This is a genomic window from Vogesella indigofera, from assembly GCF_003633895.1.
GTDB classification, from domain to species: domain Bacteria; phylum Pseudomonadota; class Gammaproteobacteria; order Burkholderiales; family Chromobacteriaceae; genus Vogesella; species Vogesella indigofera.
The window spans coordinates 156,396-176,843 of record NZ_RBID01000017.1 but is presented as its reverse complement, the minus strand read 5'-3'; the positions used below and the strand labels follow the sequence as shown (position 1 = coordinate 176,843).

The following is a 20,448-nucleotide window of genomic DNA, read 5'->3' as shown; positions in this document are numbered from 1 at the left end:
CACGGCAAACAACGGCAGTCGCGGAAAAAAGCACTATAACGTCAAGGAGATAGTCACGCCGCAGTCGGGCGTGGCCGCCAGCCATGCCGTGCCAGCCTGCGGGAGTTTGCCATGTCCTTGTTTGCCACCCCGGGGATGTCGTCACTGACCCCCGCCGCCCACAACAGCGAGGCCAGTACCGCGCCCGGCCGCCTCAACAAGCCGTCGGCGCTGGAGCGCAGCGCGCGCGACGAGATGAACGCCCAGCTGATCGACAATCTGAACGTGTCGATCGGTGCCGGCAACAAGTCGCAGCAACTGCTGTATCGCAGCGCCATCGACAAGATTAACGAGCTGCTGGCACCGGAGTTCGGCGCCGATGCACTGCAGGCTGCTGCCACCAAGCAGGAAAACAGCGCGGAGGCGACCGCAGAGCGCATCCTGTCGCTGTCGCTCGGCTTTTATGACGCCTACGCGCAGCAGCATCCGGAAATGAGCGAGGAAGAGCGGGCCAGCAGTTTTGTCGCGCTGGTGCGTGGCGGCTTCGAACAGGGCTTCAACGAGGCCAGGGACATTCTGGACGGGCTGAAGGTGCTGGGCGGCGACATCGCCAGCGGCATCCAGCAGACCTACGAACTGGTGCAAAAGGGCTACGACGACTTCCTCGCCAGCAAGCTGCCGGCCGCCACCACCACCGACAGCAGTGCCTGACGGCTGATCGCTTGCTCGCGCCCATCATGAAAAAGCGTTGCGGCCAACCTGGCAAGGTTGGCCGCAACGTTTTTGGCACAGCAGAAAGCTATCGGTGTCACACTCCGTGACGGCGGAACCACTGCAGCATGCGGCGCCAGCCGTCCTCGGCCGACGGCGCGTGGTAGCTGGGGCGATAGTCGGCATTGAAGGCGTGGCCGGCATCGGGGTAGACCACGAACTCGCTGCCGCTGCTGCCCTGCTGCAAGGCGGTCTTCATCGTCGCCACGCTGTCCAGCGGGATGCCGCTATCCTTGCCGCCATACAGCCCCAGTACCGGCACCTTCAGCTGTGGCGCCACCGCCACCGGATGGCGCGGCGTCAGCGCCGTCTCCTGCCCCTGCAGCCGGCCATACCAGGCGGCACCAGCCTTGATCCGCGGATTGTGCGCGGCGTAGAGCCAGGTGATGCGCCCGCCCCAGCAGAAGCCGGTGATCGCCGCACGCGTGCTGTCGCCACCCAGCACCCGCGCGTACTCGAGGCAGGCGTCCAGATCGGCCAGCACCTGCGCGTCCGGCACCTTGCTGACCACGTTGGCGATCAGCGTCGCGGTGTCGGGATAGCCGCGGGCGTCGCCCTGGCGCAGGAACAGTTCCGGCGCGACGGCGAGATAGCCCTGCTTGGCCAGGCGGCGGCAGACATCCTGGATGTGCTCGTGTACCCCGAAGATCTCCTGCACCACCAGCACCACCGGCCACTGGCTGCCCTGCGCCGGGCGCGCGGCGTACAGCAGCAGATCGGGGCCGGCCTTGTGCCAGCCGGCGACCAGGCCGTCGCTGTCGGTGTGGATGGTGGCGGCGGTCACCGGCTGCACCGCGAGGGCAAAGCCGCCGGCCAGCACGGCGGAAATCAGCAGGCGGCGCTGCGGATCGACCTCATCCGGCAGCGGCAAGAGATCGGCTTGTTCCTGAGACATGGGCTGCTCCTTGGGTTCAGTGGCGGCGATGCCCGCTGCATCGCCGTCCTGCTACAGAGCCAAGCATAGCGAGTAAAGTTCAGTGTCGCTGCCGGAAATACGGCCGCGTCAGGCGCCGCCTTTTTGCTGGCGATAGGCAACCACGGTCTGCACCAGATCGGCGATCGAGCGCACCCCCATCTTGTCCATCATCTTGCCGCGATGCGCCTCGACGGTCTTGATGCTGATACCGAGGTCGTCGGCAATCACCTTGTTCATCTTGCCCTCGATCACCCGCTCCAGCACCTCGCGCTCGCGCGTGGTCAGCGTCTGCAGCCGCGTCTCGCACTGCTGCGCCAGCGTAGTGGTCTGCTGCAGGCTGGCCGCCGCTTCCAGCGCACTGTTCACCGCCAGCAGCAGCGCCTCCTGGTTGAACGGTTTTTCCAGGAAATCATAGGCGCCGCGCTTCACCGCCTGCACCGCCATCGGCACATCGCCGTGGCCGGTAATGAAGATCACCGGCCAGCGATTGCCGCGTGCCTGCAGCTCTTCGTACAGTTCCAGCCCGCTCATGCCCGGCATGCGGATGTCGAGGATCAGGCAGCCGACACTCAGCTCCGGGCGGAAGCCGGCGAGAAAGGCCTCGGCATGGTCGTGGCAAATCACACGGTAGTCGTGGCTTTCCAGCAGCCAGACCAGCGAGTCGCGAAACGCCTCGTCGTCGTCAACGATATGGATGGTGATGGATTTGCTCGCAGTCATGGCTCGTATACCGGCAAAGTGAATCGGAAAATGGTACCACCCAGCGGATGGTCTTCCACCGAGAGTTGACCCTGATGGAATTCGACAATCGAGCGACAGATGTTCAGCCCCATGCCCATGCCTTCGCTCTTGGTGGTGAAGAAGGCGTCGAACAGCTGCGACTTGATGTCGTCCGGCACGCCGTGGCCGCAATCGACGATCGCCACCTCCACCCGCTTGCTGCTGCTGCGCTGCACGCTGATCTGCAGCTCGCGCTGCTCCGGTGGCAGCTGCTGCATCGCCTCCATGCCGTTCTTGATCAGGTTGAGCAGCACCTGTTCGATCAGGATCGGGTCGACGTTGACGGCGGGAAGGTTGGCCGCAAGGTGCACGTTGATCACCGAGCCCAAGCGGCGCGCCTCGATCTCGGCGATCGCCAGCGCGGCGTCGATGATGTCGGACGGCGGACACGGCTTGCACACCGGCTCGCTCTGTTTCACGAATTCGCGCACCCGGCGCACGATCTTGCCGGCGCGCTCCGCCTGCGCGGTGATCTTTTCCATCACCGGGATCAGCGATTCCGGCGTGGCGCGGCCCTGGCGCAGGCGCTCGACGCAGCCGGCCTGGTAATTGGCAATCGCCGACAGCGGCTGATTCAGCTCGTGCGCCAGCGTCGACGCCATCTCGCCCATGGTGATCAGGCGCGAGGTCGCCTGCAGCTTGGCCATCTGTTCCTGGTAGCGCTGCTCGGCGTCGTGCTGCTCGGTGATGTCGGTGAGGATCAGCATCTGCGCCATGTCGCTGTCGACCCAGCGCACCGGGCGCGAGCGCAGCAGGAACCAGCGCTGCAGGTCATCCAGCCAGATTTCCTGGTCGGCGCTGGCCTGCTGCAGCAGCCGGTACAGGCGCAGGTCGCAGCATTCCGAGCTGTCCACCGTCTCCGGTGCGGCCAACCATTCGCGGTAGCGGTGGTTGCAGAACAGCAGCTGCTGGCTTTCGCCGCGCACCACCGCCACCGCCGCGTCCAGGCCCTCAATCACCGCGATGAAGCGTTCGTTGGCCGCCTCCAGCATCTGCTGCGCGTGGCGTTTCTCGGTCATGTCGGTCAGTGCCGCCATCCAGCCGGTCTGGTGGCCATCGGCGTCGATCAGCGGCGAAATCAGCATCTGCGCGTAGAAGCGTTCGCCGTTCTTGCGCTGCATCACCGATTCGAACAGCTGCTGCGACTGCTCGCCGGACAGCGTCTGGCGCAGGGCGTCGTAGTTGTGGTGGGCGATATCCGGCGACCAGTACGGATACGGCGGCAGCAGCCCGATCAGCTCCGCCTCGTCAAAGCCGGTGATGCGGCAGAACGCCGGATTGACGTAGGTGATGCGGCCGTCCAGCGCGATGGCGCGGATGCCGACCACCAGCGAATCCTCCATTGCCTTGCGGAACATGTACTCGTGGCGCAGCGCCTGCTCCGCCTGTTTTTCCGCGGTGATGTCGCGGCCGGACAGGTACACCACGCCGGCATCCGGCAGCGGGCTCATCGCCCAGGCGATGGCGCGCACCTCCTGTGCACGGTTGATCACCCGCGTCTCGACGTAGCGGTCGACGCTGCCGGCCTCGATCACCTGCCGCAACAGCAGCTGCGTCGACTCGCGCTCGTCCGGGTGCAGGTAATTGAGGATGGAGGTGCCCAGCAGCTGTTCCGCCGGATAGCCGAGGCCGCCGACAAAGGCCGGGTTGACGTGCAGCAGGTAGCCATCCTCGCGCATTACCCCCAGCCATTCGCGCGACAGGCCGTAGACACGGTCGCGCTCGCGCTCGGCGTCGACGCGGCGGCGGATGTGGCGTGACAGGCTCATCAGGCTGAGCAGGGTCAGCAGCGACAGGCCGACGATCAGCCCGAGCTGGATTACGCGGCTCTTGTTGTGGTCGCCGCGCACCGGCCGCGCCACCAGCCGCAGCGGCGTGCCGCCCAGCACGATGGTCTGCGACAGGCGCGACGACGGCGCGCCGTGGCTGTTGCGCACCAGCGACTGCTCGCCGTTGTTCAGCTCCAGATAGTATTTTTCGGCAAACCAGCTTGGCGGCACGCGACGGATGAAGACATTGGCCTTGTAGATGCCGATCACCATGCCGCGGAACTGGGTGTCGCGGAACACCGGCACCATCAGGTCAAAGCGCCACTCGCCGGATTCCAGCTGGTAGGGCTGGCTCATCACCGAGCGGCCGTCGGTACGCGCCTGCAGATAGGCCGAGGCGGACACGCCGCTGAGGCCGGAGCCGACGGTGAGCCGGCTTTCCTCGTACGGCGCGATCCAGCGCAGGGTAAAACTGTTGTCGGCCCACACCACCGCCGCCATCTCCGGGGTGTTGGCGAGAAACTCAGAGGCCTGCACCAGGAACTGGTCCTCGTCGATCGCCTCGCGGCCGATGTCGCGTGCCAGTCGCGACAGCTCGTCCTTGTGCTCGTCCAGGCGCAGGCGCAGCGTCTGCTCCGCCCACAGCGTGTCCTTGGCCAGATCGAGACGCAGCTGTTCGGTCTCGCGCGCGTCCAGCGTCCACAGCATCACCGCCATGGTCAGGAAGAACAGCACGATGGTGCTGTTGGGCATCAGTCGGTAAAAACGGCTGCGCTTGAGGGACTGGTAAAAGCGTTGGGTTCGCATGGCGGCTACGGGCAAAGGTTGGCCGCAAGCGGGGCCAAAGTGTGATAATAGCGGGGATTGTGACCGCCTAGCCATCAGGAATCCCCCGTGTATCGCACCCTCCGCCTGCTGTTGCTGTGCCTGCCGCTTGCCGCTAGCGCGGCCGAAGCGCTCCGTATCGGCGTCTCCGGCCCGTTCACCGGCGGCTCGGCGCCGATGGGCATCAGCATGCGCAACGGCATCCGCCTGGCCGCGGCGGAAATCAACCGCAGCGGCGGCATCCGCGGCCGGCCACTGCTGCTGATCGAGCGCGACGACATGGGCCGCTCCGATATCGGCATCCGCATTGCCAAGGAGCTGACGCTACACCAGCGCGTGATCGCCAGCGTCGGCTTCGTCAACAGCGGCGTGGCGCTGGCCTCGCAGGGCCACTACCAGCAGGCCGGCATCCCGGCGATCACCGCGGTCGCCACCGCACCCAAGGTCACCGCACAGTTTGCACCTCCGAAATACCCGCTCAACTACGTGTTCCGCGTCGCCGCCTCCGACGCGCAGCAGGCGCCGCTGATCGTGCGCGAGGCGAAACGCAGCGGCCTGAGCCGGCTGGCGATTTTCCACGACAAGACCAATTACGGCCGCATCGGCGAGGAAGAACTGATCAAGGCGCTGCGCCAGCAAGGGCTGAGCCCGGTCTATATCGGCCAGTTCCGCCTTGGCGAGCGCGACATGATTGCGCAGCTGAGCCGGGCGCGCGATCTCGGGGCGCAGGCGATCCTGACCTACGCCATCGGTCCGGAGCTGGCACAGATCGCCAACTCGCTGGCGCAGATGGACTGGCGGCCGCAGCTGATCGGCAGCTGGACGCTGTCGATGTCCAACTTCATCGACGACGCCGGCCCCAATGCCGAAGGCGCGCGCATGGTGCAGACCTTCATCAGCGACAGCGCCGACCCGCTGCGGCAGGACTTTGTCGCGCGCTACCTGCACACCTTCGGCGGCCGCCGCATTCCGTCGGCGGTATCGGCGGCGCAGGGCTACGACAGCCTGCTGCTGCTGGCGGCGGCACTGCGCCACAGCGCCAGCACCGACGGCAAGGCCATTGTCCGCGCGCTGGAAAACCTGCCCGCACCGGTCAAGGGCGTGATCACCACCTACCGCCAGCCGTTCTCCGCCAGCGACCACGACGCCATCGATCTGGCCGTACCGGTGATCGGCAAACTGCAGCACGGCGAAGTCGTCCACGCCTACAGCAACGAGCGCACGCAAAAACGCCGCCCCTAGCCCAGGCCAGGAACGGCGTTTTGTATACAAAAATGACGGTTAGCGGCGCTCGGCGGAGTTCATGTACGCCTCCAGCGCATGGCCGGCAGACTGGATGTGGAAGCGGATGAATTCCGCCGCCTCGTCCGCCTTGCCCTCGCGGCACAGCTGCAACAGCTTGCTGTGCTCCTGGTGCGCCAGCTCCATGGTGCGGGTGAACAGGATCTGCATCCGCGTGTAGCGGTCGGTCTTGTTGTGCAGCTGCTCGATCAGCGCCAGCGTGTTCGGGCGCTTGGCGGCACGATACAGCGCCAGGTGGAAGCGCGCGTTCAGCTCGCCCCAGTGGCGGATGTCGTTGCTGACCAGCGCCTGCTCGAATTCCTTCAGCGTGGCCTCGGCGGCAGCGTGATCCGCCTCGTCCTGACAGGGAATGGCCGCCCGCAGCAGCTCGCTCTCCAGCGTGGCGCGGATGTCCAGCAACTCCAGCACGTCATCCAGCGACAGCTTGGACACCAGCGCGCCCTTGTGGTCGATGATCTGGATCAGCCCCTCGGCCTCCAGCTGGCGCAGGGCTTCGCGCACCGGCACGCGGCTGACGCCGTATTCATTGGAAAGGGCCTCCTGGCGCAGCTGCTGTCCGTCGGCAAATTCGCCGGACAGGATGCGCTGGCGCAAGGATTCTGTAACCGCACTGGTCAGGGTCTGGCGTTTGATCGGCTGCAAGGTGGTCATGGTCACGCTCTGGCTATCGGATACATGCAAATGTATTCGATTATACGGTGAATTTCACCAGCCACAAGCGGAAAACAGGGAAGAAATGGAAAAACCCGGCACAAAGCCGGGTTTTTAACTGGGGTGGATGATGGGGCTCGAACCCACGACAACAGGAATCACAATCCTGGACTCTACCAACTGAGCTACATCCACCGCTGAAGCGGTGCGCTTTACCGCATTGCTGCGACAAGGCTAAAAGAGGTGGGGTGGATGATGGGGCTCGAACCCACGACAACAGGAATCACAATCCTGGACTCTACCAACTGAGCTACATCCACCACAGATAAAACTAAAACATGCTTGGCGCACCCGACAGGGTTCGAACCTGTAACCCCCAACTTAGAAGGTTGGTGCTCTATCCAATTGAGCTACGGGCACGTTATGCCGGGTTGTCTGTGGTCGGGGCGGTGGGATTCGAACTCACGACCCTCTGCTCCCAAAGCAGATGCGCTACCAGGCTGCGCTACGCCCCGACGACAGGAGGCGAACTATACGTGGCGAAAATCCGCCTGTCAACACCCGCGGTGCAATAAAATCGAAATGGATGCTCCGCGCCCGCCAACGCCGCCGTGCGGCTGTCGCGGCCACAAATGCCGCACCGCACAAAAAAAGCGCCGCCAACGCGCTAAAAGATTGAGCACCGCCCCGGAAAAATGAGAAAATCCGTCTTTCGTTTACATCAAACCTTAATGGTGGATAGCAGCATGGCGGCACAACTTATCGACGGCAAAGCCGTCGCCGAAACCCTGATCAACCGTGTGCGCGAAGGCGTGGACGCCCGCGTGGCCGCAGGCAAGCGCGCTCCGGCGCTGGCCGTGATTCTGGTGGGCGACGATCCGGCCTCCGGCATCTACGTCAAGAACAAGAAACGTTCCTGCGAAAAGGCCGGCGTGCGCTCGGTAGCCTATGACCTGCCCGGCAGCACTTCTCAAGAAGAACTGCTGTCCATCATCGACACCCTCAATGCCGACGACGGCATCGACGGCATCCTGGTGCAGCTGCCACTGCCCAAGCAGATCGACCCGCAGCTGGTGATCGAGCGCATCAACCCGAAAAAAGATGTCGACGGCTTCCACCCGTACAACGTTGGCCGCCTGGCCACCAAGATGCCGCTGCTGCGCCCGTGCACCCCGCGCGGCGTGATGACGCTGCTGGAAGAGTACGGCATCGACCCGAAGGGCAAGAACGTGGTGATCGTCGGCGCCTCCAACATCGTCGGCCGGCCGCAGGCACTGGAAATGCTGCTGGCGCGCGCCACGGTGACGGTATGCCATAGCGCCACCGCCGATCTGGCCGCCGAGGTTGGCCGCGCCGATATCGTGGTCGCCGGTGTCGGTATCCCGAAATTCGTGAAGGGTGAATGGCTGAAGCCGGGCGCGGTGGTGATCGACGTTGGCATCAACCGCCTGGACGACGGCAGCATCTGCGGCGACGTCGACTTCGCCGTGGCACGCGAAGTGGCCAGCTTCATCACCCCGGTACCGGGCGGTGTCGGCCCGATGACCGTGGCCACGCTATTGCAAAACACGCTGGATGCGGCCAACCTCAACGCCTGATCGCAGACCGCATCCGCTTCGACGCCACAGTCTGCCTGCCGACTGTGGCGTTTGTTTTCCGAAAACCAATAACTAAAGAGCGCACCATGAGCAACAAGCACTCGGCCACCCTGCTGGTCAGCTGCCCCGACAGCCAGGGACTGGTGGCGGCCATCGCCAATTTCCTGCTGACCTACAACGCCAACATCCTGCACGCCGACCAGCACCAGGACCCGGTGGAGAACCTGTTCCTGATGCGGATCCAGTGGGACCTGCACGGCTTCAGCCTGCCGATGGAAAGCTTCGCCGCCGCCTTTGCCCCGATTGCGGAAAAACACAACATGAGCTGGGAAGTGTCGCTATCGTCGCGCAAGCCGCGGATGGCAATCTTCGTGTCGAAGTACGAGCACTGCCTGGTCGACCTGTTGCACCGCTGGCGCATCGGCGAGCTGGACTGCGACATCCCGCTGATCGTGTCCAACCACGAGGACTGCCGCGGTCTGGCCGAGTATCACGGCATCCCCTACCACGTGATCAGCGTGAACAAGGACAACAAGGAACAGGCCGAAGCCGAGCAGTGGGCGCTACTGGAAGGCGCCGAGGTGGACCTGATCGTGCTCGCGCGCTATATGCAGGTGCTGTCGCACAAGTTCGTCGAGCGCTACCCGCACCGCGTGATCAACATCCATCACAGCTTCCTGCCGGCCTTCGACGGTGCCAAGCCCTACCACCGCGCCTTCGCCCGCGGCGTGAAGCTGATCGGCGCCACCAGCCACTACGTGACAGAGATCCTCGACGACGGCCCGATCATCGAACAGGAAGTGATGCGCATCTCGCATCGCGACGATGTCGACGACCTGATCCAGAAAGGCCGCGACCTGGAGCGGGTGGTGCTGTCGCGCGCGGTGCGCTGGCATCTGGAGAACCGCATCCTGGCCTACAACAACAAGACCGTCATTTTTGACTGAACCATGAACCTGCCCCTCATCAACGACGCGCTGGCCATGCTGCGCCTGCAGTTCCAGCCGCTGGCGCACTACCAGTACCCGACCCGACACCTGGCGATGGCCTTGCTGCTGCTGGGGGTGGTCGCCGCCGCCAGCGCGCCGGCCGGCATGGGTGAGCCGCTGAACGTGATCCTGTTCTTCACCGTCTACGTCACGCTGGAAACCCTGCTCTACGGCCGCTTCATGCAGTGGTGGCTGCGCCGCGCCAGTGTCGCCGACGTGCCGTCGCTGACCGGCACCATCGTCGCCGCCAGCGCCATCCAGCTGCTGGACCCGCTCAGCAGCTGGCTGCCGGACGACGTCGCCAGCGTGGCCAGCATGACCATCGGCATGATCGGGCTATGGCTGCTGGTATCGGCGCTGTCCTTCGGCAGCGGCCTCACCAAGCTGCGCATCCTGCTGGGCACCCTGATGTTCGCGCCGGTGGCGTTGTTCCTGTCTTTCGTGCTGATGAATGGTGCCACCGGCCTTGGCCTGGTAACGATGCCGGAGGAGCTGCAGCGCGCGCTGCAGCAGGCGGAACAACAGGCCGACGCCAAACCGGCCGACGACAGTGCGCAAGTGCAGTAAGCGCCACTAACAAAAGCCCTGATCCTGCGTTGCGCCGCCTTGGCTCAGGTGCGCAGCGAGGTGTTGTTAGCGACGCTAAACGCCAACCTGGCTCACGGCTCTTCCTCGGCCGGGGCCAGCAGCGCGGCCGCCAGTGCCGCGCGCACCGCGTCCGCCTGGAATGACGCGGCAAAGCGGCAGTGAAATTCACCGTGCCGGTACAGCGCGAAGGCCGGCAGCTGGAACAGCTCGAAACGGTTGGCCAGCGCCTGCGCGCGGGCAACATCGACATAAAACAGCCGCGCCTCGCCATTGCCCAGCCACTGTGGCAGCCATTGGTACCAGCCGCGGCAGGCGCCGCAAGCGGGCTGACCAAACATCACCAGCGCCGTGCCGGCCGTATCCGCCAGTACGTGATCGAAACCGAATTCGTCCAGCCCCTGCCAGCCCGTCATCACTCCACCTTGGCGATATAGCGCGCCAGCTTGAGCATGGCGCGCACCGCCTCGCTCTTGGCGCCCTCCTCGCCACGCAGCTTGGCATAGCGGCGCAGGATGGCGCGCGATTCGATATGGATGTCCATGTCGGCATCCGGCGACGTCACCAGCGTCAGCCGGCTGCCGCCCTCCTGCAGCCGCGGCTGGCCCTGCGCGATCACCAGATACACCTTGTGCGCGTTATGCTGGGTGATGTGATCGAACAGGTAGAGCATGGAATTGATGCGCAAGCCGGTCTGGTCGCGGATCTGGCGGATCAGCGCCTGCGAGCGCAGCTCGCCGCGTTGCGACACGCCGCCGGGCAGGCAAAAACGGCTGTTGGCTGAGGCCGTCATCAGTACGCCATCGGGCAACTCGATGATGGCAGTGGCGCGACGCGGCAAGGTGGGGCACAAGCGGGTGTCACGTGGATTCCGTTCCGAAACAATCTGCATATTTTTAAAATTCAATTCTCGAAAAATTCAACAAAACAATTAAAAATCAATACTTTCGCCGGCGTGGCGAGCAATCGGCAATTTTAAACAACCACTTGGAATATCTGCAAACGCCGTATGCATGAAATGACAAAATAAAAAAGACCACGTCGCCCCGCCACACGGCAAACCGCACGCCAGAGCGCCCAAGGCTGGCTACCCGCGGCCGCTGAAATGCGGCTGCTGCGGCGGCCGCCATTTCGGTACAATGCCGCTCTCCCGTTGCGGCCAACCTTTGCAGACGTTCCGACCATGCCTGATTCCTCCCCTTCCCGCCCGCGCGTTGCCATCATCGGCGGCGGCCCGGCCGGCCTGATCGCCGCCGAAACCCTGCTTGCACATGGCGCCGACGTCGAACTGTTCGACGCCATGCCCTCGGTCGGGCGCAAGTTCCTGCTCGCCGGCGTCGGCGGCATGAACATCACCCACAGCGAACCGCGGGCGCCGTTCCTGGCGCGCTACGGCCAGCGCGAGGCTGCACTGACCCCGATCATCGATGCCTTTGACGCCACCGCGCTGCGTGACTGGGTGCACGGCCTCGGCATCGCCACTTTCGTCGGCAGCTCCGGCAAGGTGTTCCCCACCGGGATGAAGGCGGCGCCGCTGCTGCGCGCGTGGCTGACGCGGCTGCGCGACGCCGGGCTGCACATCCACGTGCGCCACCGCTGGCTGGGCTGGGACGCCGACGGCGGGCTGCGCTTTGCCACCCCGAACGGCGACTGCGTCCGTCACGCCGACCCGGTGCTGCTGGCGCTGGGCGGCGGCAGCTGGGCCAAGCTGGGTTCGGACGGCAAGTGGCTGCCGCTGCTGCAGGATAGGGGCGTGGCGGTGGCTGAGCTGCAACCGTCCAACTGCGGCTTCGACGCGCAGTGGAGCCCTCACTTTGCCGACAAGTTTGCCGGCAGCGCGTTGAAGAACGTCGCCCTCACCTTCCGCGACGCCTGCGACCAACCTTTGACTCGCCGCGGCGAGTGCGTGGTGTCCGCTCACGGCATCGAGGGCAATCTGGTGTACGCGTTCAGCGCCGCCATCCGCGACGAGATCAACGCCCACGGCAGCGCCACCATCCTGCTCGACCTGGCACCGGACCGCGATCCGGCGCGACTGCTGGCCGAACTGCAACGCGGCCGCGGCGCGGCGTCGCTGGCCAACCACCTGCGCAAGCAGTGCGGCATCGACGGCGTGCGCGCCGGCCTGCTACGCGAGTTGCTGGACAAGGACAGTTTCACCGACATGGCGCGCCTCGCCGCCGCGATCAAGGCGCTACCGCTGACGCTGCACGCGGCGCGGCCGCTGGACGAGGCGATCAGCAGCGCCGGCGGCGTGCGCTTCGACGCCGTCGACACGCAGCTGATGCTGCGTGCGCTGCCGGGCGTGTTTGTCGCCGGCGAGATGCTGGACTGGGAGGCGCCGACCGGCGGCTACCTGCTCACCGCCTGCTTCGCCAGCGGCCGCGCCGCCGCGCAGGGCATGCTGCAGTGGCTGGCGGCGCCGCGCTGAGCGCGCATCGCAGCAAGCACTGACACACCTCACAAAACACTGCGGCCAACCTTGTCACCAAGGTTGGCCGCAGTGTCGTTCAGCCCGTGCTAGAGCGTGTTCATGATCGCGCGCGCTCACGCGAGACAAGGCGAAAACGGCTGAGGAAGCGGCGTTTATCCCGATACAAACCAGCATGCCGGATGTCGGCGAGGATATCGTCGACATGCTCGATGCCGATCGACAGCCGGATCATCTCCGGGCGCACGCCGGCCTTGAGCTGCTCCTCCGGCGACAGCTGGCGGTGGGTAGTGGAGGCCGGGTGGCAGGCCAGCGACTTGGCGTCGCCGATGTTCACCAGCCGCGTCACCAGCTGCAGCGCGTCGATGAAGCGGCCGCCGGCCTCGACCCCGCCCTTGATGCCGAAGGACAGGATGCCGGAGGCGCGGCCGCCCATGTACTTGTCCACCAGCGCTTTTTGCGGATGCTCGGTGCGGCCGGCGTACTCCACCCACGCCACCGCCGGATGCGCGGCCAGTGCGTTCGCCACCTTCAGTGCGTTGTCGCAGATGCGGTCCATGCGCAGCGCCAGCGTCTCGATGCCGAGCAGGATCTGGTGCGCGTTGAACGGCGAGATGGCGGCGCCCATATTGCGCAGCGGCACCACGCGGGCACGGGCGATGTAGGCGGCGGCGCCCAGGACTTCCACATAATTCACGCCGTGGTAGCTGACATCCGGCGTGTTCAGGCGCACGAAGCGCTCGGCGTGCTCGCCCCACGGGAACTTGCCGGAGTCGACGATGATGCCGCCGATGCTGCCGCCGTGGCCGCCGAGGTATTTGGTCAGGCTGTGCACCACGATGTCGGCGCCGTGCTCGAACGGGCGGCACAGGTAGGGCGAGGGCACGGTGTTGTCGACGATCAGCGGCAGGCCGTGGCGGTGCGCCTCGGCGGCAAAGGCGCCGAAATCGACTACATTGCCCAGCGGGTTGCCGATGGATTCGCAGAACACGGCCTTGGTCTTGTCGTCAACGTTGGCCGCAATGTCCTGCGGCCGCGCCGGGTCGATGAAGCGCACGGTGATGCCCAGCTGCGGGAAGGTGTGCGCGAACAGGTTGTAGGTGCCGCCGTACAGGGTGCTGGTGGCGATGATGTTGTCGCCGGCCTCGGCAATGGTCTGGATCGCGTAGCTGATCGCCGCCATGCCGGAGGCCACCGCCAGCGCGCCGATGCCGCCTTCCAGCGCCGCCACGCGCTTTTCCAGCACGTCGGTAGTCGGATTCATGATGCGGGTGTAGATATTGCCCTGCACCTTGAGATCGAACAGGTCGGCGCCGTGCTGGGTGCTATCGAAGGCGTAGCTGGTGGTCTGGTACAGCGGCACCGCCACCGCCTTGGTGGTCGGGTCCGGGCTGTAGCCGGCGTGTACGGCGAGGGTTTCCAGTTTCATTGCTCTCTATCCTGTGTTTATGGTTGCAAAACCGTTAAACTTTATCGTCATTTTTTGCCGCCGCAAAGCAGGATTGCCGATAAGCAATGCCGCAAAACAAAACCCCGCACAGGGCGGGGTTGTTTGCTACAGCTCACGCTTCCGGCGTGGCGTCCGGCGGCGGTGCCGTCACCAGCAGCTTGTCGACACGGGTGCGGTCCATGTCCACCACCTCGAAGGTGAAACCGCCCCACTCCACGCGGTCGGCGGTGACCGGCACGCGGCCGAGCATGTAGATGACAAAGCCGGCCACGGTCTGGAAGTCGCCGGTTTCCTCGCCCTCGATCATGTCGAGATCGAAGTGCTCCTTGAAGTCGTCCAGCGACATCATGCCGTCCACCAGCCAGCTGCCGTCGTCGCGCTGCACGATTTCTTCGTCGCTGTCGGAGGCCTCGGTCGGCAGGTCGCCGACAATCGCCTCCATCACGTCGTTGATGCTGACCAGACCCTCGATCTCGCCGTACTCGTCCACCACCAGCGCGGTGTGGTTGCGCGTGCGCTTGAACTGCTCCAGCAGCTGCATCGGGCTGATCGCCTCCGGCACGTACAGCGGCGGGCGCACCAGCTCGGTGAGCGTCACCGACTTGTCGTCCAGCAGGCGGTGCAGCAGGTCCTTGGCCTGGATCATGCCCAGCACGTTCTCGAAACCGCCCTTGCACACCGGGTAGCGGGTGAACACGCTCTGCTTGATGATGCGCAGGTTGTCTTCCAGCGGGTCGTCGATGTCCAGCGCGATAATGTCCTTGCGCTGGGTCATGATCGAAACCACCTTCTTCTCGTCGAGGCTGAAGATGTTTTCCACCAGCTCCTGCTCGGCGCGTTCGAAGATGCCCTCTTCCGCGCCCTGCTCCATCAGCACCTTGATTTCTTCCTCGGTGATCGACGGCTCTTTCGGCTTCTTGATGCCCAGCACGCGCAGCACCGTCTCGGTGGACAGGCTGAGGAAGCGCACCAGCGGCCGCGTCGCCCTGGCCAGCAGCAGCATCGGCGGCGCCAGCACCGTGGCCAGCACTTCCGGGTTCTGCATGCCGATGCGCTTGGGCACCAGCTCGCCGATGATCAGCGAGAAATAGGTAATCAGCAGCACGGTGATGCCCAGCGCCAGCGGGCGGGCAATGTCGGCCAGCAGCGGTACGGAGGCGAAATAGGGAATCAGGCGGTCGGCAATGGCGGCCTCGCCGAAGGCACCGGACAGGATGCCGATCAGGGTAATGCCGATCTGGATCGTGGACAGGAAGCGGGTCGGTTCATCGGCCAGCTTGAGCGCGGCAATGGCGCCGCGGTGTCCTTCTTCTGCCCACTGCTGCAGGCGTACTTTGCGCGAGGAGACGATGGCAATTTCCGCCATCGCAAAAATGCCGTTCAGGAAGAACAGCACGAAAATTATGAATATGTCCATCGGACTGTGGGGTCACCCCGGAAACAAGGAAGCCCCGATTCTACATCAGGGCGCGCCGGATTCAACTTTTTCACGGCCGGCCGGGTGTGGCGGCGAGCGCCCTGCCCCGGCCGAGGTGACCGTTCAGTCGTTCAGCCGCGTACCAGGCGCCAGCCGCGCTGCCCCGCCGTCACCAGCAACAGCGCCAGCGCCCCGGCGACGATGCCGGTCAACGCGTCCAACACCGTCGGCGTCAGCAGCGCCAGCGTGCGCCCCACCAGCGGCAGGTTGCCGGCGATGGCGGTGGTCTGCTCGATGGCGTGGTGCAGGAAGGACAGGCCGTGGGTGAGGATGCCGCCACCAACCATGAACATCGCGGCGGTGCCGACGATGGCCAGCGTCTTCATCAGGTAGGGCGCGGCATTGAGCATCAGCGCGCCCAGCCATTGCAGCGCGATGCTGTCCTTGCCTTTGAGGTACAGGCCGCCGTCGTCGAGCTTGACGATGCCGGCCACCAGGCCGTAGACGCCGACGGTCATGATCAGCGCGATGCCGGACAGCACCGTCAGCTGCGACAGGAACGGCGCCGCCGCCACCGTACCCAGCGTGATGGCGATGATCTCCGCCGACAGGATGAAGTCGGTGCGGATCGCACCCTTGATCTTGTCGCGCTCGAACGCCAGCATGTCGGTGGCCGGGTCGCTCAGCGCCGCCGTCAGTGCCTGGTGGTGCGCCTCATCCTCCGCCGCGCTGTGCAGCAACGGGTGCGCCAGTTTCTCGAAGCCCTCGAAGCAGAGGTAGGCACCGCCCAGCATCAGCAGCGGCGTGATCAGCCACGGCGCCACCACGCTGATCAGCAGCGCCGCCGGCACCAGGATCAGCTTGTTGCGCAGAGAGCCCATCGCCACCGCCCACACCACCGGCAGTTCGCGCTCGGCGTGGACGCCGGCCACCTGTTGCGCGTTGAGCGCCAGATCGTCGCCCAGCACGCCGGCGGTCTTTTTGGCGGCGACCTTGGTCATCACCGCCACGTCGTCGAGCACGGTGGCGATATCGTCAATCAGGGTTAACAGGCTTGCTCCTGCCATCGTCGGCTCCTGCCGCCTCGCGCAGGCGGGCGGTCGTCAGTAAGTGGGAAAATCGGCAGGCATGGTAGCAGTTTTCCGTGACTGGCCCCATCACCAATCTGCGCACCGGCGTGCCGAAACGTGGTCAGCCACGGCGCCAGGCCCTACACTGGCGGCTATCATTCAACGGAATCCGATCATGTTCTTGCGTTCCCTGCTATTGGCCAGCCTGCTGCCGGCCCTCACCGGCTGTGCCGTGATTGCCGTCGCCGATGCCGCCGTCACCGTGGTGGCCACCACCGTCAAGGTCGGCGCCACCGTGGTCGGTGCCGCGGTCGATGTCACCGCCGCCGGCGTGCGCGCCGCCACCCGCGACGACGAGCCGGCACCAGCCAAAGCGGCAAGCGATGCCGCCTGCCCGCCGGAAGGTCCCTGCCCGTAAGCCGCCCCGTCACGCCGCGGCCATGAAAAAACCCCGCCGTCTCCGGCGGGGTTTTGCTTGCGTGGCGGCCACGGTTGGCCGCAGGCGCGCGCTTATTCGTACTCTTCAACCGACGGGCAGCTGCACACCAGATTGCGGTCGCCGTACACGTCGTCGATGCGGTTCACGCTCGGCCAGAACTTGTTGTCCAGCACGTACGGCAGCGGGAAGAACGCTTCTTCGCGGCTGTAGGCACGCGTCCACTCGCCAGTGATGTCGGCCTTGCTGTGCGGCGCGTTGACCAGCGGGTTGTCGTTCAGCGGCCAGACGCCGCTCTGCACCTTGTCGATCTCCTGACGGATGGCGACCATGGCGGCGATGAAGCGGTCCAGCTCGGCCTTGGATTCCGATTCGGTCGGCTCGATCATCAGCGTGCCCGCTACCGGGAAGCTCATGGTCGGCGCGTGGAAACCGTAGTCCATCAGGCGCTTGGCGACATCCACTTCGGTGACGCCGGAGGCGGCCTTCAGCGGACGCAGGTCGATGATGCACTCGTGCGCGACACGACCGTTGGCGCCGGTGTACAGCACCGGGTAGTGCGCCGACAGGTTCTGCATCAGGTAGTTGGCGTTCAGCAGTGCCATTTCGGTGGCGTGCTTCATGCCCTCCGCGCCCATCATCGCGATGTACATGTAGGAGATCGGCAGGATGGAAGCGGAGCCGAACGGCGCGGCGGAGACCGCGCTCTGGCCGGCAACCGCGCCCGGCACTTCCGACACCACGTGGTTGGCCATGAACGGCGCCAGGTGCGACTTCATGCCGATCGGACCCATGCCCGGGCCGCCGCCGCCGTGCGGGATGCAGAAGGTCTTGTGCAGGTTCATGTGCAGCACGTCGGCGCCGATGTCCGCCGGACGGGTCAGGCCCACCTGCGCGTTCATGTTGGCACCGTCCATGTACACCTGGCCACCGGCCGCGTGCACCATCTCGCAGATTTCCTTGATGCCCTGCTCGAACACGCCGTGGGTAGACGGATAGGTGATCATCAGCGCGCCAAGGTTAGCCGCATGCTGCTCAACGCGGGCCTTGAGATCGGCCATGTCCACGTTACCGTTGTCATCGGTTTTCACCACCACCACCTGCATGCCCAGCATCTGCGCGGTGGCCGGGTTGGTACCGTGTGCCGATTGCGGGATCAGGCACACGCTGCGGTGCGCTTCGCCACGGCTGGCGTGGTAGCGACGGATCGCCAGCAGGCCGGCGTATTCACCCTGCGCGCCGGAGTTCGGCTGCATCGAGATCGCGTCGAAACCGGTGATCGCCAGCAGCTGCTGTTGCAGGCCTTCGATCATTTCCAGGTAGCCAACGGCCTGGTCGCGTGGTGCGAACGGGTGCATGTTGGCGAATTCCGGCCAGGTCACCGGAATCATCTCGCTGGTGGCGTTCAGCTTCATGGTGCAGCTGCCCAGCGAAATCATCGAGTGGTTCATCGCCAGATCGCGGTTTTCCAGCTTCTTCAGGTAGCGCAGCATCTCGTGCTCGCTGTGGTGCTCGTTGAACACCGGGTGCGACAGGATCGCCGATTCGCGCTTCAGCGCGGCCGGGATGGCATCGCTTGCGGCCGCGTCCAGCGCGGCGATGTCGGCGGCCTTGCCGGTGAACAGCTCGATCAGCTGCGCCAGGTCCGCCTCGGTGGCGGCTTCGTGGAAGGCCACGCCCAGCACGCCGTTGCCGGCATCGCGCACGTTGATGCCGGCAGCAAGCAGCGCGGCGTAAACGTTGGCCGCACGATCGCCCAGATCAACTTGCACGGTGTCGTAGAAGCGGTCGAATACCAGCTTGCCGCCGGCCGTCTTCACCGCGTGGGCGAAGATCGCCGCCAGACGGTGGATGCGGGTGGCGATACGCTTGACGCCTTCCGGACCGTGGTACACCGCGTACATGCCGGCCATATTGGCCAACAAAACCTGACTGGTGCAGATGTTGGAGTTGGCCTTCTCGCGGCGGATGTGCTGCTCGCGGGTCTGCAGCGCCATGCGCAGCGCGGTCTTGCCCTTGGCATCAATGGACACGCCGATGATGCGGCCGGCCGCGGAACGCTTCATGTCGTCGCGGAAGGCGAAGTAGGCAGCGTGCGGGCCGCCAAAGCCCATCGGCACGCCAAAGCGCTGGGTGTTGCCCACCGCCACGTCGGCACCCATTTCGGCCGGCGACTTCAGCGCCACCAGCGCCATCACGTCGGCGGCGACGATGGCCACCGCGCCACGGGCTTTTGCCGCAGCGATGTACGGGGTCAGGTCCAGCAGCTCGCCGGATTCGCCCGGGTACTGGAACAGCGCGCCGAAGTAGTCGCCGTTGCCGGCTTCTTCCGGATGGCCCAGCACCAGCTCGAAGCCGAAGTATTCGGCGCGGGTCTTCAGCACGTCCAGCGTCTGCGGCAGCACGCGGCGATCGACGAAGAACTGCTCGGACTTCACTTTCGATACACGGCGCGCCAGCGTCATCGCTTCGGCGGCGGCGGTGGCTTCGTCCAGCAGCGAGGCGTTGGCCAGCTCCAGGCCGGTGAGGTCGATCACCATCTGCTGGAAGTTGAGCAGCGCTTCCAGGCGGCCCTGGGCGATTTCGGCCTGGTACGGGGTGTAGGCGGTGTACCAGCCCGGGTTTTCCAGCACGTTGCGCAGGATCACGCCCGGCACCTGTACCGGGTAGTAACCCAGACCGATGAAGGACTTGTTGACGATGTTCTTGCTGGCGACGGTTTTCAGTGCCGCCAGTGCGTCGGCTTCACGCATCGCCGGCGGCAGGTCCAGCGCGCGGTTGAAGCGGATGCCGGCCGGCACGGTCTGTGCCACCAGGTCTTCGACGGAGCTGACGCCGATGGCGGCCAGCATGTCGGCTTTTTCGGATTCGCACGGGCCGATGTGGCGGGCGATGAATTCTTGATGATTGAAGAGTTGCGAGAGCGACATGTCTTCGATTCCGTTTGCTGAATAAGCCACGAAACACACGGAAGGACACGGGACAGGCAGGCTGCCGGTGGGGCGTGTGTTTCCGTGTGGTCCGTGGCTAAAAAACAAAAAGCCCTACTGTCTGACGACAGCAGGGCTCGTTCATCAGGCGCCGATTTCGGCAGCGTAAGTCGCTGCGTCCAGCAGGCCGTCCAGATCAGCGGCGTTGGCCGGCTTGATCTTGAAGAACCAGCCAGCGGCGTACGGCTCGCTGTTGGCCAGCTCCGGGTTGGCTTCCAGTTCGGCGTTCACTTCCAGGATTTCACCGGCGATCGGCGCGTACACGTCGGAAGCGGCCTTCACCGATTCCACCACACCGGCTTGCTCGTCGGCCGCCAGGTTGGCGCCAACGGCTGGCAGCTCGACAAATACGATGTCGCCCAGCAGCTCTTGCGCGTGCTCGGTGATGCCTACGGTCACGGAGCCGTCGGCTTCCAGGCGCAGCCATTCGTGGCTGGATACGTATTTCAGTTCGGCAGGAATGTTGCTCATGGTTTCTCTCCAGAAAAA

At 65.1% G+C, this 20,448-nt stretch carries 18 protein-coding genes and 4 tRNA genes; 7 read left to right on the top strand and 15 right to left on the bottom strand.

Going from position 1 to position 20,448, the window contains the following annotated elements; genetic code table 11:
- Positions 1–111: 111 nt before the first annotated feature.
- A complete protein-coding gene (locus C8E02_RS14065; RefSeq protein WP_147424504.1) occupies positions 112–690 on the top strand; it encodes a DUF5610 domain-containing protein in 579 nt (192 codons plus the stop codon).
- 97 nt (positions 691–787) lie between these two features.
- Here C8E02_RS14065 and C8E02_RS14060 read toward each other — a convergent pair whose 3' ends face one another.
- From C8E02_RS14060 to C8E02_RS14050, 3 genes are all read right to left on the bottom strand, one after another.
- Positions 788–1,645, bottom strand: a complete 858-nt coding sequence (locus C8E02_RS14060; protein ID WP_120811677.1) for a dienelactone hydrolase family protein — start codon at positions 1,643–1,645, stop codon at positions 788–790.
- 108 nt (positions 1,646–1,753) lie between these two features.
- Positions 1,754–2,386: a response regulator transcription factor gene (locus C8E02_RS14055; RefSeq protein ID WP_047967177.1), complete on the bottom strand. Its 633-nt coding sequence runs from the start codon at positions 2,384–2,386 to the stop codon at positions 1,754–1,756.
- Positions 2,383–5,022, bottom strand: a complete 2,640-nt coding sequence (locus C8E02_RS14050; protein WP_120811675.1) for a PAS domain S-box protein — start codon at positions 5,020–5,022, stop codon at positions 2,383–2,385. Before C8E02_RS14050 ends, C8E02_RS14055 begins: the two co-directional genes overlap by 4 nt.
- A gap of 87 nt (positions 5,023–5,109) precedes the next feature.
- Between C8E02_RS14050 and C8E02_RS14045 the strand changes: the two genes are divergently transcribed.
- Positions 5,110–6,282: an ABC transporter substrate-binding protein gene (locus C8E02_RS14045; RefSeq protein ID WP_120811672.1), complete on the top strand. Its 1,173-nt coding sequence runs from the start codon at positions 5,110–5,112 to the stop codon at positions 6,280–6,282.
- Positions 6,283–6,321: 39 nt separating this feature from the next.
- Here the strand turns inward: C8E02_RS14045 and C8E02_RS14040 are convergent, their stop codons facing one another.
- The 5 genes from C8E02_RS14040 to C8E02_RS14020 form a co-directional block, all read right to left on the bottom strand.
- Positions 6,322–6,993 carry a GntR family transcriptional regulator gene (locus C8E02_RS14040; protein ID WP_047967180.1) on the bottom strand — a complete coding sequence of 224 codons (672 nt, stop codon included), beginning with the start codon at positions 6,991–6,993 and terminating at the stop codon, positions 6,322–6,324.
- 119 nt (positions 6,994–7,112) lie between these two features.
- Positions 7,113–7,188, bottom strand: a tRNA-His gene (locus C8E02_RS14035).
- Positions 7,189–7,237: 49 nt separating this feature from the next.
- Positions 7,238–7,313, bottom strand: a tRNA-His gene (locus C8E02_RS14030).
- Positions 7,314–7,336: 23 nt separating this feature from the next.
- Positions 7,337–7,413 (bottom strand) — tRNA-Arg (locus C8E02_RS14025).
- 18 nt (positions 7,414–7,431) lie between these two features.
- A tRNA-Pro gene (locus C8E02_RS14020) sits at positions 7,432–7,508 on the bottom strand.
- A 231-nt stretch (positions 7,509–7,739) separates the two neighbouring features.
- Here C8E02_RS14020 and folD point away from each other — a divergent pair.
- The 3 genes from folD (at position 7,740) to C8E02_RS14005 (ending at position 10,147) form a co-directional block, all read left to right on the top strand.
- Entirely contained in the window at positions 7,740–8,591 is an 852-nt protein-coding gene (gene folD, locus C8E02_RS14015) for a bifunctional methylenetetrahydrofolate dehydrogenase/methenyltetrahydrofolate cyclohydrolase FolD (RefSeq protein ID WP_120811915.1), read from the top strand.
- An 86-nt stretch (positions 8,592–8,677) separates the two neighbouring features.
- Positions 8,678–9,538 carry a formyltetrahydrofolate deformylase gene (purU, locus tag C8E02_RS14010; RefSeq protein WP_120811667.1) on the top strand — a complete coding sequence of 287 codons (861 nt, stop codon included), beginning with the start codon at positions 8,678–8,680 and terminating at the stop codon, positions 9,536–9,538.
- A gap of 3 nt (positions 9,539–9,541) precedes the next feature.
- On the top strand, positions 9,542–10,147 hold the full coding sequence (locus tag C8E02_RS14005; protein WP_120811660.1) for a hypothetical protein: 606 nt from the start codon (positions 9,542–9,544) through the stop codon (positions 10,145–10,147).
- Positions 10,148–10,239: 92 nt separating this feature from the next.
- Here C8E02_RS14005 and C8E02_RS14000 read toward each other — a convergent pair whose 3' ends face one another.
- Both C8E02_RS14000 and C8E02_RS13995 read right to left on the bottom strand, forming a co-directional pair.
- On the bottom strand, positions 10,240–10,581 hold the full coding sequence (locus C8E02_RS14000) for a thioredoxin family protein (RefSeq protein WP_120811657.1): 342 nt from the start codon (positions 10,579–10,581) through the stop codon (positions 10,240–10,242).
- Positions 10,581–11,057, bottom strand: coding sequence for an NUDIX domain-containing protein (locus C8E02_RS13995; RefSeq protein WP_170152172.1), 477 nt, complete (start codon positions 11,055–11,057; stop codon positions 10,581–10,583). Before C8E02_RS13995 ends, C8E02_RS14000 begins: the two co-directional genes overlap by 1 nt.
- A 291-nt stretch (positions 11,058–11,348) precedes the next feature.
- On the opposite strand from C8E02_RS13995, the gene C8E02_RS13990 reads away from it, so the two are divergent.
- On the top strand, positions 11,349–12,596 hold the full coding sequence (locus C8E02_RS13990; RefSeq protein WP_120811654.1) for a TIGR03862 family flavoprotein: 1,248 nt from the start codon (positions 11,349–11,351) through the stop codon (positions 12,594–12,596).
- Positions 12,597–12,696: 100 nt separating this feature from the next.
- Here the strand turns inward: C8E02_RS13990 and C8E02_RS13985 are convergent, their stop codons facing one another.
- From C8E02_RS13985 to C8E02_RS13975, 3 genes are all read right to left on the bottom strand, one after another.
- Positions 12,697–14,025, bottom strand: coding sequence for an O-acetylhomoserine aminocarboxypropyltransferase/cysteine synthase family protein (locus C8E02_RS13985; protein WP_211329254.1), 1,329 nt, complete (start codon positions 14,023–14,025; stop codon positions 12,697–12,699).
- A gap of 133 nt (positions 14,026–14,158) precedes the next feature.
- The gene (locus tag C8E02_RS13980; protein ID WP_120811652.1) at positions 14,159–15,463 is read right to left on the bottom strand and encodes a hemolysin family protein; all 1,305 of its coding nucleotides are present in this window, start codon (positions 15,461–15,463) and stop codon (positions 14,159–14,161) included.
- Positions 15,464–15,594: 131 nt separating this feature from the next.
- Positions 15,595–16,530, bottom strand: a complete 936-nt coding sequence (locus C8E02_RS13975) for a DUF808 domain-containing protein (protein WP_047967187.1) — start codon at positions 16,528–16,530, stop codon at positions 15,595–15,597.
- Positions 16,531–16,708: 178 nt separating this feature from the next.
- Between C8E02_RS13975 and C8E02_RS13970 the strand changes: the two genes are divergently transcribed.
- Positions 16,709–16,951, top strand: coding sequence for a hypothetical protein (locus C8E02_RS13970; RefSeq protein ID WP_120811649.1), 243 nt, complete (start codon positions 16,709–16,711; stop codon positions 16,949–16,951).
- 92 nt (positions 16,952–17,043) lie between these two features.
- Here the strand turns inward: C8E02_RS13970 and gcvP are convergent, their stop codons facing one another.
- Both gcvP and gcvH read right to left on the bottom strand, forming a co-directional pair.
- Positions 17,044–19,899, bottom strand: a complete 2,856-nt coding sequence (gcvP, locus tag C8E02_RS13965; protein WP_120811646.1) for an aminomethyl-transferring glycine dehydrogenase — start codon at positions 19,897–19,899, stop codon at positions 17,044–17,046.
- Between the two features lie 144 nt (positions 19,900–20,043).
- On the bottom strand, positions 20,044–20,430 hold the full coding sequence (gene gcvH / locus C8E02_RS13960) for a glycine cleavage system protein GcvH (RefSeq protein WP_047967190.1): 387 nt from the start codon (positions 20,428–20,430) through the stop codon (positions 20,044–20,046).
- Between the last annotated feature and the right edge of the window lie 18 nt (positions 20,431–20,448).